This window comes from Pseudomonas tremae (genome assembly GCF_023278125.1).
GTDB lineage: Bacteria > Pseudomonadota > Gammaproteobacteria > Pseudomonadales > Pseudomonadaceae > Aquipseudomonas > Aquipseudomonas tremae.
The window spans coordinates 804,576-819,444 of the sequence record NZ_CP066270.1; the positions used below are offsets into that span (position 1 = coordinate 804,576).

The 14,869-nt window shown below is 60.4% G+C and carries 18 protein-coding genes; 11 read left to right on the plus strand and 7 right to left on the minus strand.

Going from position 1 to position 14,869, the window contains the following annotated elements; translation table 11 throughout:
• Positions 1-8: 8 nt before the first annotated feature.
• From I9H09_RS03675 to I9H09_RS03685, 3 genes are all read right to left on the minus strand, one after another.
• Positions 9-1,274: an ABC transporter permease gene (locus I9H09_RS03675; protein WP_005887183.1), complete on the minus strand. Its 1,266-nt coding sequence runs from the start codon at positions 1,272-1,274 to the stop codon at positions 9-11.
• A 1-nt stretch (position 1,275) separates the two neighbouring features.
• Complete coding sequence (locus I9H09_RS03680) at positions 1,276-1,986, minus strand: ABC transporter ATP-binding protein (protein WP_005887185.1); 711 nt, start codon at positions 1,984-1,986, stop codon at positions 1,276-1,278.
• A 68-nt stretch (positions 1,987-2,054) separates the two neighbouring features.
• Positions 2,055-2,648, minus strand: coding sequence for a DUF2796 domain-containing protein (locus I9H09_RS03685; protein ID WP_122346566.1), 594 nt, complete (start codon positions 2,646-2,648; stop codon positions 2,055-2,057).
• Between the two features lie 301 nt (positions 2,649-2,949).
• Between I9H09_RS03685 and I9H09_RS03690 the strand changes: the two genes are divergently transcribed.
• Together I9H09_RS03690 and I9H09_RS03695 are read left to right on the plus strand one after the other, a co-directional pair.
• Positions 2,950-3,372, plus strand: a complete 423-nt coding sequence (locus I9H09_RS03690; protein ID WP_005887188.1) for a nuclear transport factor 2 family protein — start codon at positions 2,950-2,952, stop codon at positions 3,370-3,372.
• Positions 3,373-3,433: 61 nt separating this feature from the next.
• The gene (locus tag I9H09_RS03695; RefSeq protein WP_122312263.1) at positions 3,434-3,787 is read left to right on the plus strand and encodes a hypothetical protein; all 354 of its coding nucleotides are present in this window, start codon (positions 3,434-3,436) and stop codon (positions 3,785-3,787) included.
• A 49-nt stretch (positions 3,788-3,836) separates the two neighbouring features.
• On the opposite strand, the gene trxA is transcribed toward I9H09_RS03695, so the two are convergent.
• The 3 genes from trxA to I9H09_RS03710 form a co-directional block, all read right to left on the minus strand.
• A complete protein-coding gene (trxA, locus tag I9H09_RS03700; RefSeq protein WP_122346565.1) occupies positions 3,837-4,709 on the minus strand; it encodes a thioredoxin in 873 nt (290 codons plus the stop codon).
• A gap of 69 nt (positions 4,710-4,778) precedes the next feature.
• Positions 4,779-5,504 carry a class I SAM-dependent methyltransferase gene (locus I9H09_RS03705; RefSeq protein WP_122346564.1) on the minus strand — a complete coding sequence of 242 codons (726 nt, stop codon included), beginning with the start codon at positions 5,502-5,504 and terminating at the stop codon, positions 4,779-4,781.
• Positions 5,501-5,950, minus strand: coding sequence for a hypothetical protein (locus I9H09_RS03710; protein WP_005887198.1), 450 nt, complete (start codon positions 5,948-5,950; stop codon positions 5,501-5,503). Before I9H09_RS03710 ends, I9H09_RS03705 begins: the two co-directional genes overlap by 4 nt.
• A gap of 176 nt (positions 5,951-6,126) precedes the next feature.
• Here I9H09_RS03710 and nrdR point away from each other — a divergent pair, with 176 nt between their 5' ends.
• From nrdR to I9H09_RS03755, 9 genes are all read left to right on the plus strand, one after another.
• A complete protein-coding gene (nrdR, locus tag I9H09_RS03715; protein WP_005887199.1) occupies positions 6,127-6,591 on the plus strand; it encodes a transcriptional regulator NrdR in 465 nt (154 codons plus the stop codon).
• Complete coding sequence (gene ribD, locus I9H09_RS03720) at positions 6,588-7,733, plus strand: bifunctional diaminohydroxyphosphoribosylaminopyrimidine deaminase/5-amino-6-(5-phosphoribosylamino)uracil reductase RibD (protein ID WP_122346563.1); 1,146 nt, start codon at positions 6,588-6,590, stop codon at positions 7,731-7,733. Before nrdR ends, ribD begins: the two co-directional genes overlap by 4 nt.
• 44 nt (positions 7,734-7,777) lie before the next feature.
• Positions 7,778-8,440, plus strand: a complete 663-nt coding sequence (locus tag I9H09_RS03725; RefSeq protein ID WP_005887203.1) for a riboflavin synthase — start codon at positions 7,778-7,780, stop codon at positions 8,438-8,440.
• Positions 8,441-8,456: 16 nt separating this feature from the next.
• On the plus strand, positions 8,457-9,548 hold the full coding sequence (gene ribBA, locus I9H09_RS03730) for a bifunctional 3,4-dihydroxy-2-butanone-4-phosphate synthase/GTP cyclohydrolase II (protein WP_122346562.1): 1,092 nt from the start codon (positions 8,457-8,459) through the stop codon (positions 9,546-9,548).
• Positions 9,549-9,676: 128 nt separating this feature from the next.
• A complete protein-coding gene (gene ribH, locus I9H09_RS03735; RefSeq protein ID WP_024646173.1) occupies positions 9,677-10,153 on the plus strand; it encodes a 6,7-dimethyl-8-ribityllumazine synthase in 477 nt (158 codons plus the stop codon).
• Positions 10,150-10,647 carry a transcription antitermination factor NusB gene (gene nusB, locus I9H09_RS03740; protein WP_005887210.1) on the plus strand — a complete coding sequence of 166 codons (498 nt, stop codon included), beginning with the start codon at positions 10,150-10,152 and terminating at the stop codon, positions 10,645-10,647. Before ribH ends, nusB begins: the two co-directional genes overlap by 4 nt.
• Before the next feature lie 16 nt (positions 10,648-10,663).
• On the plus strand, positions 10,664-11,629 hold the full coding sequence (thiL, locus tag I9H09_RS03745) for a thiamine-phosphate kinase (RefSeq protein WP_122325260.1): 966 nt from the start codon (positions 10,664-10,666) through the stop codon (positions 11,627-11,629).
• Between the two features lie 134 nt (positions 11,630-11,763).
• On the plus strand, positions 11,764-12,381 hold the full coding sequence (gene ribA / locus I9H09_RS03750) for a GTP cyclohydrolase II (protein WP_005887214.1): 618 nt from the start codon (positions 11,764-11,766) through the stop codon (positions 12,379-12,381).
• Complete coding sequence (locus I9H09_RS03755) at positions 12,378-12,791, plus strand: hypothetical protein (protein WP_005887216.1); 414 nt, start codon at positions 12,378-12,380, stop codon at positions 12,789-12,791. The genes ribA and I9H09_RS03755 overlap by 4 nt, the downstream gene beginning before the upstream one ends.
• 32 nt (positions 12,792-12,823) lie before the next feature.
• On the opposite strand, the gene dxs is transcribed toward I9H09_RS03755, so the two are convergent.
• The gene (gene dxs / locus I9H09_RS03760; protein ID WP_005887218.1) at positions 12,824-14,719 is read right to left on the minus strand and encodes a 1-deoxy-D-xylulose-5-phosphate synthase; all 1,896 of its coding nucleotides are present in this window, start codon (positions 14,717-14,719) and stop codon (positions 12,824-12,826) included.
• Between the last annotated feature and the right edge of the window lie 150 nt (positions 14,720-14,869).

Consider the following 14,869-nt stretch of genomic DNA (forward strand, 5'->3'; position numbering starts at 1 on the left):
GAAGGTCCTCATAAACGAATCGACAGTCCATCGGCCAGTGACTGCCTGTAGGCTCGCCAGGCTGGCACGGTTCCCATCAACAGCGCGCAACCGAGAATGCCACCCAGTAAAGTCCATTCATATTGGCCAGGTGGCATAGACGAGAGGTACAGGCCGTAGTTGTCCAGTACGTAGTCACGTGCCGCAAAAATGCCGATATAGAGCAGTGCAAGGCCGCTGATGACACCGGCCAGCGCGAGTGCGAAGGCCTCGAGTATAAGCAGGCTTGCGACGTGCCAGGGACGCGCGCCGACCGAGCGTAGAATCGCCATTTCCCGGCGTCGCTCGTTGAGGCTGGTGAGAATCGCGGTGAGCATGCCGATCAGGCCGGTCAGCACCACAAACAGAGAAATCACGAACAGCGCTTTCTCGGCGGTGCCCATCAAGCCCCACAGTTCTTGCAACGCCACACCCGGGAGAATCGCCAGCATGGGTTCGCCCCGGTATTCATTGATCTCGCGTTGCAGGCTGAACGTCGAAATCTTGCTGTTCAGGCCCAGCATGAATGCAGTAATTGCGGTGGGTGTCAGGTCCATGTTGCGCGCCTGATCGGCCGAGATTCGCTCATTGCCGCGTGCCGGAGCGCCGTTATGCCAATCGATGTGAATGGCCTCCATGCCGCCCAGGCTGATGTGCAGTGTGCGGTCAACCGGCGTGCCGGTCGGTTTGAGAATGCCGACCACAGTGAACGGCTTGTCGTCATGCTTGACCAGGCTGATCGCCGCCACACCGTGCGCCAGTACCAGCTTGTCGCCCAGCTTGTAATGAAGCGCCTTGGCCACTTCAGAGCCCAGCACCACTTCGAACGGGTCGGTGTTGAACTCGCGCCCATCGGCCATCTGCAAGTGCTGCTGGCGGCCGAATTGATAGTGTTCGAAGTACGAGGCATTGGTGCCCATCACCCGATAGCCGCGGTGCGAATCGCCGAGGGAGATCGGGATTGCCCATTTGACCTGCTTGTTCTCGGCAAAATGCTCGAAGCTGTCCCAGCGAATATTATTGGTGGCGTTGCCGATGCGGAACACCGAATACAGCAATAGATTGATGGAGCCGGAACGTGCGCCGACGATCAGGTCGGTGCCGCTGATGGTGCTGGCGAAACTGGAACGGGCTTCGGTGCGCACGCGCTCGACGCCGAGCAACAGGCAAACCGAGAGAGCGATGGCGAAGGCGGTGAGAAACGCAGTGAAGCGGCGATTGGCGAGGCTGGCGAGCGCCAGACGAAACAGATACATCTCAAATCTCCACGGCAACGGCGGCGCGATTCAGGTCGCTCAGCGACAGGTTGCGATCAAACAAGGGCGCCAGGCTCTGGTCATGACTGACGAACAACAGGCTGGCCCCGGCTTCGCGGCATTCGGCGAACAACAGGCGAATGAACGCCTCGCGCGAATCGGCATCCAGCGCAGAGGTGGGCTCGTCGGCAATCACCAGCTCCGGCTGACCGATCAACGCCCGTGCGGCGGCCACACGTTGCTGCTGGCCGATGGACAGGGAATCGGCGCGGCGGGCGAGCAGTGCCGGATCTTTCAGGCCCAGGTGGGCGAGCAGGGTAGTGGTGGCTTTTTCAACGCTGCCGTGACGTTGCCTGGCGCGTTCTGCACGGACGTTGGAAAAGTGGCAAGGCAGCTCGACGTTCTCTCGGACCGACAAAAAGGGCAGCAGGTTGAACTGCTGGAATATGTAGCCGGTGTGATCGACACGGAAGCGATCACGGGCTGCCGACGACAGGCTCGATAACTCCTGATTCAGTAGTTTGATGCTGCCACTGACGGGTTTTTGAACGCCGCCCAGCAGGCCCAGCAATGTGGTTTTGCCGCTGCCACTGGGGCCTTTGAGGAACAAGGTTTCGCCGGTTTCCAGACGAAACGCCGGGATGTCCAGCAACTGCGGTTGGCCTGGCCAGTTGAAGGTCAGGTCCGACAGCTCGATCAGTGCTTGGGTCATGGCTGACTCACGCTCGGTTGGAAATTAAAAGACCGGGCCAGGCCCGGTCGTTGTGCCGCAAAATGCGATCAGAATTTCAGCGTAGGGTTGGCCGCTATCACTTCCGCGCCCGACTGGCCGCCTGGCGAGATCAGTTGTACCTGAAGCTTCTTGGTGTCGGGGAAGGTTTTGAAGATTTGCGACAGGTCGAGCTTCTTCAAAACGGACGGTGCGTCGCAGACGAACTTGTAGTGACCATGAATTTCACTGTGCTCATGATGATCTGCGTCGCCTGCTGCGGCGTGTTCCTCGTGGTCATCATCCTTGTCGCCAAACAGCGGGCTTTCCAGCTTCACCGAGCTGGCCGAGCAGTTGGCTGCATCGGCAATGCTGAACAGTGCATTGGGCTTGAGCAGCAACTCACGTGCCTTGGCCACTTTGGCCTTGTCTTCGGCAGAGGTTGCCACGTGCTCGAAGCCCACGATATTCATGGCCGGGCTGTCAAACTCGAACTCCAGCGTCTTGCCTTCCAGCACCACGTCCAGACGCCCTACGCCGTGCTCATGGGCGCCAAGGCTGCCATGTTCCTCACCATGGTCGTGGTCATGATCGTGTTCTTCTGCCGCATGAGCGGCAAAGAGTGGCAGCAGGGCGAAAGGCAAAGCGAGTAGCAGGCGGCGCATAGCGAACTCCGGAACAATATTCAAAAAACTGTTATGTGATCTTATAACAAGTGTCGATGTGGGTGGACGTGTTTTTATCCTGGGCGTGGCCTGACGAGCCTCTTTGGGGGCTGAGTTGTTGGTGCTGACTGGAATACCTTGCCCAGTGCTTATGCAGAAGTAGTCTCACACTTTGCGTCATCAAGTCCTACTCTGAAAGATGAAAGTCTCTACACCTGCGCCGGATGCGTCAGGAAGGTTTTCAGCGCCAGCCGGGCCATGTGTTCGACGTGGGTCGAGTGCGACATCAAGGAAGATACCCATGAACAAGCTCCATCCGAACAGAGAAATCCTGCGCGCGGTGTACAAGGATCTGACACGCATTACCGAATTCGCCGACGCTGACATCGTGCTGCACAAGGCTGATCAGGGCGCGGGTGGCGGTCTTTCCATTGCCATCGGTAGAGACGCGGTGCTGTCCCACGAGCTGAACCTGCTCAAGCGTACGCATCAGACGCTGTACATGGATGTTCACGAGATCGTTGCCAACGCACATTTCGGTTCGGTGGTGGGAGAGATACGCGCTCGCTGCGAGGGGCGGAAGATCATCATGCCGTTTTGCGGTCTGTGGCGGTTTCGTGATGGACGGATCGTCGAGCACTGGGAAAACGTCTACGACGTGCGGTCGCTTGGCGACTTCATGAACGGCAAGGCGCCGGCAGCCAATCAGTGGCATTACGGTTGAGAATGGGAAAGTGCGTCTGCCTGTGGGAGCATGTGTGCCTGACTGTCAGCAGGTACACATCATGTTGCGTATTCGTGGAACCGTAGGCCAGTGGCCGGTGGATTTGACCTTGGAACTGGATGAAGGTGACTGGGCTCAGCTGGGCGCGCAGCTCAAGGTTGCCGCGCCTGATATATCGGTCGCCGAGGTTGAGAGCAAGCCGCTTGGCCAGGACGACAGGCTATGGCAGGTCGCTCAGGAGCTGCTGCAGAAGGCCGGGCAGATGAGTGGGCCGGATTTACTGGGGCAACTGGAGGGGCTGGCCGGCAGCACGGCAGCCGGCAAGCATCTGCTGGTGCGTCTGAGGCATAGCGCAAACGTGAAGGTAGAAAGCGGCGGAGATGCGCCGCTTTACAGCTGGATCGAAGCTGTTTGATCTGACGCCGTCCACACACTGGCACCCATGCGGTGCCAGTGTGTTGAGCTTAGTACAGCGCGGCGAACAGCTTGCGACGATAGGCAGTGACCAGCGGGTGATCATTGCCCAGCAGGTCGAACACTTGCAGCAGCGTCTTGTGCGGCAGGCCCTCGGCGTAGCTGCGGTTGCGAATGAACAGCTTGAGCAGGCCTTCCAGTGCAGCTTCGTACTGCTGGCGCGATAACTGCTGAATAGCCAGTTGGTGTGCGGCTTCGTCATCCTGCGGGTTTTGCGCCAGGCGGCTTTTCAGCTCGGTGGCATCCGGCAGGGTCGCAGCTTCAGCCAGAAACGTCAGCTGTGCCTTTGCACCGGCCAGTTCGGCTTTGTGTTCGTCCCCCGTGACCGCATCCAGCACTGCTTTGGCTTCGCTCAGTTCGCCACGTTCGGCCAGGCAGCGTGCATACAGAATCAGCGCGGCAGCGTTGGTGTTGTCCTCGCCCAGCAGCAGCTTCAGTACTGCTTCAGCCTCGGAAAAACGGCTTTCGGCGAATAAGGCCTGTGCCTGCTTGAGCGGGTCGGCAGCCGGTGGCGGCGGCATTACCACATGTTGTTCGAGAATTTTGCGAATCTCCGACTCCGGCTGCGCACCGGCAAAGCCATCCACCGGCTGACCGTCCTTGAACAGCACCACGGTCGGCAGGCTGCGAATACCGAAGCGTGCTACGACATCCGGCTCGGCATCACAATTGACCTTGGCTAGCAGCAGTTCGCCCTGATAACTCTCGGTGATCTGCTGCAGCAGCGGCATCAAGACCTTGCAGGGCGCACACCACTCGGCCCAGAAATCGACCAGCACTGGTTGATCGAATGACTTGTCGATCACCATCTGATCGAACGTAGCCGTGGTGGCGTCGAAGATGTAAGCAGTGTCCTGGCTCATTGCGCGTCTCGAAGAATCTGAATGCCGCCAACTATAAAGCCCGCAGCGCAATGCGCAAAGCGGCGTCGGCTATAGTGCGCCGAATGCAGGCTGATCCAGCGTGGTAACGCCGTTCCGGGCGCTCTGCGTCTGGTCCTGAGTGCATCGCACGGCGTGATACAAACTCACGTCGCGAAACTCGTGGGGTTCTGCCAGGTCCGGCAACGTGTGTGCATGCAGTATCGCCAGGCGCTGGTAGGCAGCGTGCCTGAAGTCGCGCACGCGCGAGTCTGCCACCAGGGCCTGGCGGCCTCGAGAGAGAAACTGATCAAGCAGCGGCAGATTGGCGCGGTCGTACAGCACGTCGGCGACCAGGATCAGGTCAAAGCGATCAGCTTCGGCGAAGAAGTCAGCGGAGTAATTCAACTGTACCTGATTGAGCTCGGCATTGGCCCGACAGGCGGCAATAGCCAGTGGGTCCAGATCACACGCCACCACCTCGATTGCCCCGGCTCTGGCCGCCGCAATGGCCGCCACACCTGAACCTGCGCCGAAATCCAGTACTCGCTTGCCTGTTACCCATTGCGGGTTTTCAGCCAGAAAACGAGCCAAAGCCAGACCGCTGGCCCAGCAAAAGCTCCAGTACGGCGGATCTTCCAGGATGCGGCGCGTTTCATCCGGGCTGAACGCTCGGTCCATGTTGGCATCGTCGATCAGCCACAGTTTCAGTGCTGTGCCCGGCAGTGCCGTTACCACCAGTCGGGCGTCGCCGAGCAATTCTCCCAGCGCGTCTTGCAGATGTTGCGGGGCGATCATGGCGCCTTGACGAACTGTAGTTGGCCGAGCATTTGAGTGGTGGGCTGATCGATGCGCATCGACGGCAGGTGCAGAATGAGCTGCCCTGACTGGCTGGCTCGACCGCGCAGCTCCACTCGTCCGCCTACCGGGAAGGCCTCCGGGTTGAAGCGCAACTGGAAGGGCAGCGACTTGCCGTTGCCTTTAAGCAAGGTGTTGGTCAGCAGCTTTTGCGGACGACCGCGATCGTCGATCACCAGCATTGCCAGTTCGACCTCGGCCCCGGCCGGCACGCCCAGCAACTGACCGCTGATCTCGCGCTGATAAGGTTGCAGCGGCCCTGGGCCGGCAGGCAACTTGATCGCCGGCGCAACGGGAGGAGCGGCAACAGGTTTCGGGGCATCGTTGCTGCTGCACGCGGCGAGCAGGCCAACGAGGCCTAGCAAAAACAGGGGTCGTAGCGTCATCAAAAGCTCCATAAAACAAATATCGAAAGGCTGTGCGACGCCAGAGGTGCAGTATTACCGAGCCAAGGCAATTTAACATCGCTTTAATGCGCGTCTATATACCGCAAACCCTCAGCCTTGTCTTGCCGACAGGATGCGCTAACATGGCGCTCCTCATTCTTTCGTTGCCAGCCACCATGCACTGTCCCTTCTGCGGTGCCAATGACACCAAAGTCATCGACTCCCGCCTCGTCGCCGAAGGCGAGCAAGTACGCCGCCGACGTGAATGTCTGGCTTGTGGCGAGCGCTTCACCACGTTCGAGACCGCCGAGCTGGTCTTGCCGCGCCTGATCAAGCAAGACGGCAGTCGTCAGCCTTTCGATGAAGAAAAGCTGCGCGCCGGCATGCAGCGGGCTCTTGAAAAGCGCCCCGTGAGTGTAGAGCGTCTTGAAGCGGCGCTGGCCCATATCAAGCACAAGTTGCGCGCAACCGGCGAGCGTGAAGTCAAATCCCTGGTGGTGGGCGAACTGGTCATGACCGAGCTGCAAAAGCTCGATGAAGTGGCCTATATTCGTTTCGCTTCGGTGTACCGCCGCTTTCAGGACCTCAACGAGTTTCGTGAAGAGATCGACCGTCTGGCCCGCGAGCCGGGTAAGGAATGAGTGCATTGTTGACTGAGCAGGCTGCCCTTGACGTTCATTACATGGCCCATGCGCTGGAACTGGCGCGCAAAGGCCTGTACTCCACCCACCCCAACCCGCGAGTCGGTTGCGTCATCGTGCGCGATGGCCAGATCGTCGGTGAAGGCTGGCATGCCCGCGCGGGCGAGCCTCACGCCGAAGTGCATGCCTTGCGTCAGGCTGGCGAGCTGGCAAGAGGCGCTACCGCCTACGTCACGCTGGAACCGTGCAGCCACCAGGGCAGTACGCCGCCCTGTGCCGATGCGCTGGTCGAGGCCGGGCTGTCCCGCGTCGTTGCTGCCATGCAGGACCCCAATCCCGAAGTTTCCGGTCGCGGACTGCTACGTTTGATGAACGCGGGCATCGGTGTTCAATGCGGTGTGCTGGAAAACGAAGCGCGAGCACTGAACAAAGGCTTCCTCAAGCGCATGGAAACCGGACGTCCCTATATCCGGGTCAAGCTGGCAATGAGCCTGGATGGCCGCACTGCGATGGCCAGTGGCGAAAGCCAGTGGATCACCGGCCCCGAAGCCCGTTCTGCGGTGCAGCGTCTGCGCGCGCAGTCGAGTGTCGTTCTGACGGGCGCCGACACCGTGCTGGTGGACAGCGCCAGGCTGACCGTGCGCCCTGAAGAACTGGGGCTGAGCGCAGAGTTGACCGCATTGGCTGCTGCGCGTCCTCCCTTGCGCGTATTGATCGACGGAAGGCTGCGCGTGCCACTGGACGCGCCGTTTTTTCAGGCAGGTAATGCCCTGGTCGTGACCTGCGCGGCTGCGTCGGCGCGGGGTCGCTATCAGGAAGACGGCCACGAAATGCTGGCGCTGGCCGACAGTGCGGGCCATGTGGACCTGCGCAAGTTGATGGGCGAGCTGGGCGCGCGTGGCGTCAACGAGGTGCTGGTCGAGGCTGGCCCGCGTCTGGCGGGTGCTTTTGCGCGTCTCGGGCTGGTCGACGAATTTCAGATATTCATTGCCGGGAAGTTTCTCGGCTCATCGGCCCGGCCGCTGCTGGATCTGCCACTGGCGCAGATGAGCGAAGCGCTGGAGCTGAACATCGTGGAAATGCGAGCCGTCGGCAATGACTGGCGAGTCATTGCTCTCCCAGTCTCCGTACCCGGCGTATAATTCCCGGCTTCGCCTAGCGCAGCCCTTGTTCCCCCGGAGGACCCATGTTTACCGGCATCATCGAATCCATTGGCAGCATCCGCGCCCTGACTCCGAAGGGTGGCGACGTCCGCGTTTACGTGGAAACCGGCAAGCTCGACCTGAGCGACGTCAAGCTCGGCGACAGTATTGCCGTAAACGGCGTGTGCCTGACCGCAGTGGAACTGCCCGGCGATGGCTTCTGGGCTGACGTCAGTCGCGAAACCCTTACCGTTACCGCGTTTGTCGATCTGAAAAGCGGCAGCCGGGTCAATCTGGAAAAAGCCCTGACACCGACCACGCGCCTGGGTGGCCATCTGGTCAGCGGCCATGTCGACGGCGTAGGCGAAATCGTCGCCCGTGCCGACAACGCCCGCGCCATTCAGTTTACGGTGCGTGCGCCGCGTGAACTGGCCAAATACATCGCCCATAAGGGTTCGATCACGGTCGACGGCACCAGCCTGACTGTCAATTCGGTCAATGGCGCGGAGTTCGAACTGACCATCGTGCCTCATACCTGGAGCGAAACCATCATGGCCGACTACCAGCCTGGTCGTAAGGTCAATCTGGAAGTCGACCTGCTGGCGCGCTATCTGGAGCGTCTGCTGCTGGGCGACAAGGCTGCCGAGCCGGGTCATGGCACAATCACCGAAAGCTTTCTGGCCGAGAACGGCTACCTGAAATCCTGAACCAAGGGGGTGCCGCGTGGCGCTCAACAGTATCGAAGAACTGGTCGAAGACATTCGCCAGGGCAAAATGGTCATCCTCATGGATGACGAAGACCGCGAGAATGAAGGCGACCTGATCATGGCCGCCGAGTGCGTGAGGCCTGAAGACATCAACTTCATGGCGCGCTTTGCCCGTGGCCTGATCTGCATGCCGATGACCCGCGAGCGCTGCGAAACCCTCAAGCTGCCACTGATGGCGCCGCGCAACGGTTCAGGTTTCGGCACCAAGTTCACCGTGTCCATCGAAGCCGCCGAAGGCGTGACGACCGGCATTTCCGCCGCAGACCGCGCGCGCACCGTACAGGCAGCGGCAGCCAAGGAAGCCAGAGCTGAAGACATCGTCAGCCCGGGGCATATATTTCCGTTGATGGCCCAGGCCGGTGGCACGCTTGCTCGTGCCGGCCACACTGAAGCCGCCTGCGACCTTGCACGGATGGCCGGGTTTGAGTCCACAGGCTTGATCTGTGAGGTCATGAACGACGACGGCACCATGTCGCGTCGCGCCGAACTTGAAGCATTTGCCCAGCAACACGACATCAAGATTGGCACCATCGCCGACCTGATTCACTACCGGATGATTCACGAGCGTACCGTTCAGCGGATTGCCGAACAGCCAATGGACAGCGAACTGGGCAGTTTCAACCTGGTTACTTACCGCGATTCGGTCGAGGGTGATGTGCATCTGGCACTGACTCTGGGCAAGATCTGCGCAGAAGAGCCGACCCTTGTGCGAGTCCATAACATGGACCCGCTGCGCGACCTGTTGATGGTCAGGCAACCCGGCCGCTGGAGCCTGCGCGCCGCCATGAGCGCGGTCTCCAAGGCAGGCAGCGGTGTGGTCCTGTTGCTCGGTCATCCGCTGGACGGCGATGTATTGCTGGCCAATATTCGCGAAACCGCCGGGCAACAACCGATCAAGACGCCGACCACGTACAGCACGGTTGGTGCCGGTTCGCAGATCCTTCGTGACCTCGGCGTGCGCAAAATGCGCCTGATGAGTTCGCCAATGAAGTTCAATGCGATATCCGGTTTCGATCTGGAAGTTGTAGAATACGTGCCCTCCGAATAAATACCGGCAGGCCGATGCGTGCGAAAGAAGGTTTTCGCAGGTTTTGGCCTGACAGTTGCGATTCGTGGCCTACTATCCCTCAAAGTCCGCCTCAAGGCGCGCTTGCTCTTTAATACGAGACTCACCGAATGACCTTGAAGACCATCGAAGGTACTTTCATCGCCCCCCAAGGACGCTACGCCCTGGTAGTTGGCCGTTTCAACAGCTTCGTCGTGGAAAGCCTGGTTAGCGGTGCCGTCGATGCGCTGGTACGCCACGGCGTCAGCGAAAGCGACATCACCATCATCCGCGCGCCGGGTGCCTTCGAAATTCCGCTGGTAGTGCAGAAAGTTGCTCAGCGCAGCGAGTTCTCCGCCATTGTCGCGCTGGGCGCGGTGATCCGTGGTGGTACACCGCATTTCGAATACGTTGCAGGCGAATGCGTCAAAGGCCTGTCTCAGGTTTCCATGGAGTTCGGCATTCCGGTCGCCTTTGGCGTATTGACTGTCGATTCCATCGAACAGGCCATCGAACGCTCCGGCACCAAGGCCGGCAACAAAGGCGCTGAAGCTGCCCTGTCCGCGATTGAAATGGTCAGCCTGCTCTCGCAGTTGGAGGCCAAGTGATTTCCGACGACACCGATCAGTTCAATCCGCGCGACGCTAAATCGCCGGAAGCCGCCAAGGGCAAGAGTGCCAAGCGTCGCGAAGCGCGTCAGATGGCAACCCAGGCGCTGTATCAATGGCACATGGCCGGCCATGCACTGAACGAGATCGAAGCACAGTTTCGCGTCGACAACGACTTCAGCAACGTCGATGGCACCTACTTCCATGAGCTGTTGCATGGCGTGGCGACCAACAAGACCGAGATCGACACCGCGCTCTCGCCTTGTCTCGACCTGACCATCGAAGAGCTTGATCCGGTTGAACTGGCGGTATTGCGCCTGTCCACCTTCGAGCTGCTCAAGCGCATCGATGTGCCTTATCGCGTGGTGATCAACGAAGGCATCGAGCTGGCGAAAGTCTACGGCTCCACTGACGGCCACAAGTTCGTCAATGGCGTGCTGGACAAGCTGGCGCCGCGCCTGCGTGAAGTCGAAGTGAAGGCCCACAAGCGCTGATCCGCGCCTGACCTTCATGGGAGAGTTCGAGCTGATCCGCAACTACTTCGCTGCCGCGCCCTGTGCGCAGGCAAGTGAAGAGGTTGCCTTGGGGATTGGCGACGACTGCGCGCTGCTGGCGTTACCGCCCGGCGAGCAGTTGGCGATCTCGACCGATACCCTGGTGGCCGGGGTGCATTTTCCCGATACCTGTGACCCCTTTCTGCTCGGCCAGCGTGCGCTGGCGGTGTCGGCCAGCGATCTGGCCGCGATGGGCGCTCGTCCTGTTGCCTTCACTCTTGCCTTGACCTTGCCGCGCGTCGATGGCGAATGGCTGCAGGCGTTTGCTCGTGGCCTCAACCTGATGGCGCAAGGCTGTACGCTACGCCTGATCGGAGGAGACACCACTCGCGGTCCGTTGAGCCTGACGCTGACAGTGTTTGGCAGTGTGCCCGCCGGGCTCGCCCTGACGCGCGGCGGCGCTCGCGAGGGCGAGCTGTTGTGTGTTGGCGGCACGCTCGGTGACGGCGCAGGAGCACTGCCACTGGTGTTGAATCAGCGCAGCGCGCAGGCGTCGATTGCCGAGCCGTTGCTGGCTCGCTATTGGTCGCCACAGCCTCAATTGGCGCTGGGCCAGGCTTTGCGCGGCAGTGCGACGTCGGCGCTGGATATCTCCGATGGCTTGCTCGCTGACTGCGGGCATATCGCACGCGCTTCCGGTGTGCGTCTGGTGATCGAGCGTGACAGGCTGCCCTTGTCGCAGCCACTGCTGGCGCTGCTTGGCCTGTCGGGCGCGCAACAGGCTGCGCTGAGTGGCGGCGATGATTACATACTGGCATTTACTCTACCGTCCGAGCAGCTTGCCGCTTTACAGGCACAAGGCTTGCCGGTGCATGTGATCGGACGGGTGGAAGCCGGGCAGGGCGTGGTTCTGCTCGACGGCGCCGGCGCCGATATCACTCCCGATAACCTTGGCTACCAGCATTTTGGCGGCGCGCAGTGACGCGATGCCTCCAGTCTATCTATCGAACTTTATGATCTAAACCCCCGATAATTCAGCCTGAGCGTCCGCAGGAACCTGCTGTTACAATGCAAATCTTGCGAATTTCCAGTCTTCATACTGATCAGGAGCACACGGTGCCCGTCGTATTTGTCGCCGCTTCCAAACTGCCCACCCCTTTTGCAGAGTTCGCCATGCACGGCTTTATCGAGTCGGCAACCGGCCGCGAACATGTCGTCCTGAGCCTGGGCGACGTGGCGGATGGAGCCCCGGTTCTGGGCCGCGTTCACTCGGAATGCCTGACAGGTGATGCCCTGTTCAGCCAGCGTTGCGATTGTGGCTCTCAACTGGAGGCTGCACTGCGTGCCATTGCCAGCGAGGGGCGCGGGGTTTTGCTGTATCTGCGCCAGGAAGGGCGCGGTATTGGTCTGATGAACAAGATCCGCGCTTATGAATTGCAGGACGGCGGCGCCGATACGGTCGAAGCCAACGAACGTTTGGGCTTTGCCGCCGATCAGCGTGATTACGCCATTTGCCTGCCAATGCTTCAGCACCTTGGCGTGCAATCGTTGCGCCTGATGACCAATAACCCTCGCAAGGTCAAGGCGCTGACCGACATGGGCATCAACGTCGCCGAACGCGTGCCGCTGCACACCGGGCAAAACCCGCACAACCGCCTCTATCTGGCGACCAAGGCCGGCAAGCTCGGGCACATGATGGGCAATGAGCATCAAAGTGAGGTAGGCCCCGCGTGACACGCAGCGAGGTGCGTCAGAAGCTGGAGATGGCCTGGTGGCGACAACTGGGCCTGACCCTGGCGCCGTTACTGGTGATTTGTCTGTTTTTCGGCTCAAGCGAAGCGCTTGTTCCGGTGCTGGCGGTGCCGCTGTTCATCGCTGGAATAGGCTCGATGTTCGTCAGCCTGAAACCGTTCGGTTCATACAAACGCGCATTGGCTGCTACTCAAGCTGCGATCGACACCCCGGAAGAACCGGCAGCCTGGATCAGGCTTGCGGCAGTCCGACGTCTAGCCTTCCTGGCAGCCGGCCTGCCCGCCTGGATCGCGGCCATCGCGGTACTGTTCGGGCTGCACCCGCTACCGGTCTGCCTGCTGGCGTTTTCCAGCGTGGTGCTGCTTTATTTGTATCGGCTTCCTACAGCCTGATAAGCCAAGGAGCGGAGGGTGTCCGCTCTCCATCAGCCGATTAACGCCAATCGCTCGTTGATCGCCGCTTCTATCCCTTCAGCATTCAGCCCGCACTCGGCCAGCATCTGCGCTGGCTTGGCATGCTCGACATAAACGTCCGGCAGGCCCAAATGCAGCACTGATTTGAGGATGTTGACGCGGGCTAGGAATTCGCTGACCGCTGCACCGGCACCGCCCATCACTGCGTTTTCTTCCAGCGTGACCAGCAGTTCGTGACTGGCTGCAGTTTCGCGTACCAGTGCCTCGTCCAGCGGTTTGACGAAGCGCATGTCGATGACCGTGGCGTCGAGTTTCTCGGCAACGACCATTGCGTCGCTCAGTTGCACACCAAACACCAGTATCGCGACGCCCTGACCTTGTCGACGCACAACGCCTTTGCCGATTTCGACCGGCTTCAGGCTGGCCTCAATCTCCGCGTTGGGCCCCGTACCGCGCGGGTAGCGCACTGCCGCAGGTCCGGTATGCAGATAGCCGGTGCTGAGCAATTTGCGCAGTTCGTTCTCGTCGCTCGGGGTCATCACCACGATGCCGGGGATGCAGCGCAAGTAGGAAAGATCGAAGCTGCCCGCGTGCGTCGGACCGTCTTCGCCGACCAGTCCGGCACGGTCGATGGCGAACAGCACGTCGAGGTTCTGCACCGCGACGTCATGCACCAATTGGTCATAGCCACGCTGCAGGAATGTCGAGTAGATCGCCACCACCGGCTTGCTGCCTTCGCAGGCCATGCCCGCCGCCAGCGTCACGGCGTGCTGCTCGGCAATGGCGACATCAAAATAACGCTCGGGGAAGCGCTCGCTGAACTCCACCAGGTCCGAACCTTCCTTCATTGCTGGCGTAATGCCTACCAGGCGCGAGTCGGCCTCGGCCATGTCGCATATCCACTGGCCGAACACACCCGAGTACTTCGGTGCGCTGACTTTTTTCTGGATGCTGACCGGCGCATTCAACGGTTCGAGTTTGGTGATCGCGTGATAGCCGATCGGATCAACTTCCGCCGGTGCGAAGCCTTTGCCTTTCTTGGTCACAACGTGCAGAAATTGCGGGCCTTTGAGATCGCGCATATTACGCAGCGTGGCAATCAGGGTCGGCAGGTCATGGCCGTCGATAGGGCCGATGTAGTTCCAGCCCAGCTCTTCGAAAAGCGTGCCCGGAACCAGCATGCCCTTGGCGTACTCTTCGGTTCGGCGCGCTATTTCCCAGGCACCCGGCAGACGCGAAAGCACTTTCTTGCTGCCTTCGCGCATGCTCGTGTAGGTGCGGCTGGAGAGAATCTTGGCCAGATAATTCGACAGCCCGCCGACATTGCGCGAGATCGACATGTCGTTGTCGTTGAGGATCACCAGCATGTTCGCTGCCACTTCCGGCGCATGGTTCAACGCTTCGAAAGCCATGCCGGCGGTCAGTGCGCCATCGCCGATCACTGCAATGGATTTGCGCTCACTGCCTTGCAGGCGCGAGGCAATGGCCATGCCCAACGCGGCACTGATGGAGGTGCTGGAGTGGCCGACACCAAATGTGTCGTACTCGCTTTCGCTGCGACGCGGGAAGGCTGCAACTCCGTCTTTCTGGCGCAGGGTGGACATGCGCGCGCGGCGGCCGGTCAGAATTTTGTGCGGATACGCTTGATGGCCCACGTCCCACACCAGACGGTCGTCCGGCGTGTCGAAGACGTAATGCAGCGCAATGGTCAGCTCGATGACCCCAAGACCGGCACCAAAATGCCCTCCGGTCTGGCCGACGGAGTACAGCAACTCCAGGCGCAGTTCATCGGCCAGGGTTTCCAGCTCGGCTTCGCCCAGTCGGCGCAAACCGTCCGGGGTGTCTGCTTGATCGAGCAACGGAGTAACCGGGCGCTCGCGGGGGATCTCTTTGAACGTCGTGGGCATCAGGCGAATCGTTATAAGTAAAAGAGGTGGCAGTTTACCTTATGCATCGCACGCTGCCCATGAAGTGAGTCGGCGGATAGTCCGTCGATTGATACGCTTGAAGATTCAGACCGGATGAACCGTGGTTGATTCATCGGTTTTCAGGTGGAT

Coding starts and splice junctions, on each gene's coding strand:
- I9H09_RS03680 (WP_005887185.1), bottom strand. CDS start 1,986: ATGACCCAAGCACTGATCGAGCTGTCGGACCTGACCTTCAACTGGCCA.
- thiL (WP_122325260.1), top strand. CDS start 10,664: ATGGGAGAGTTCGAGCTGATCCGCAACTACTTCGCTGCCGCGCCCTGT.
- nrdR (WP_005887199.1), top strand. CDS start 6,127: ATGCACTGTCCCTTCTGCGGTGCCAATGACACCAAAGTCATCGACTCC.
- ribH (WP_024646173.1), top strand. CDS start 9,677: ATGACCTTGAAGACCATCGAAGGTACTTTCATCGCCCCCCAAGGACGC.
- I9H09_RS03675 (WP_005887183.1), bottom strand. CDS start 1,274: ATGTATCTGTTTCGTCTGGCGCTCGCCAGCCTCGCCAATCGCCGCTTC.
- I9H09_RS03690 (WP_005887188.1), top strand. CDS start 2,950: ATGAACAAGCTCCATCCGAACAGAGAAATCCTGCGCGCGGTGTACAAG.
- ribD (WP_122346563.1), top strand. CDS start 6,588: ATGAGTGCATTGTTGACTGAGCAGGCTGCCCTTGACGTTCATTACATG.
- dxs (WP_005887218.1), bottom strand. CDS start 14,719: ATGCCCACGACGTTCAAAGAGATCCCCCGCGAGCGCCCGGTTACTCCG.
- I9H09_RS03705 (WP_122346564.1), bottom strand. CDS start 5,504: ATGATCGCCCCGCAACATCTGCAAGACGCGCTGGGAGAATTGCTCGGC.
- I9H09_RS03710 (WP_005887198.1), bottom strand. CDS start 5,950: ATGACGCTACGACCCCTGTTTTTGCTAGGCCTCGTTGGCCTGCTCGCC.
- trxA (WP_122346565.1), bottom strand. CDS start 4,709: ATGAGCCAGGACACTGCTTACATCTTCGACGCCACCACGGCTACGTTC.
- I9H09_RS03685 (WP_122346566.1), bottom strand. CDS start 2,648: ATGCGCCGCCTGCTACTCGCTTTGCCTTTCGCCCTGCTGCCACTCTTT.
- I9H09_RS03695 (WP_122312263.1), top strand. CDS start 3,434: ATGTTGCGTATTCGTGGAACCGTAGGCCAGTGGCCGGTGGATTTGACC.
- I9H09_RS03725 (WP_005887203.1), top strand. CDS start 7,778: ATGTTTACCGGCATCATCGAATCCATTGGCAGCATCCGCGCCCTGACT.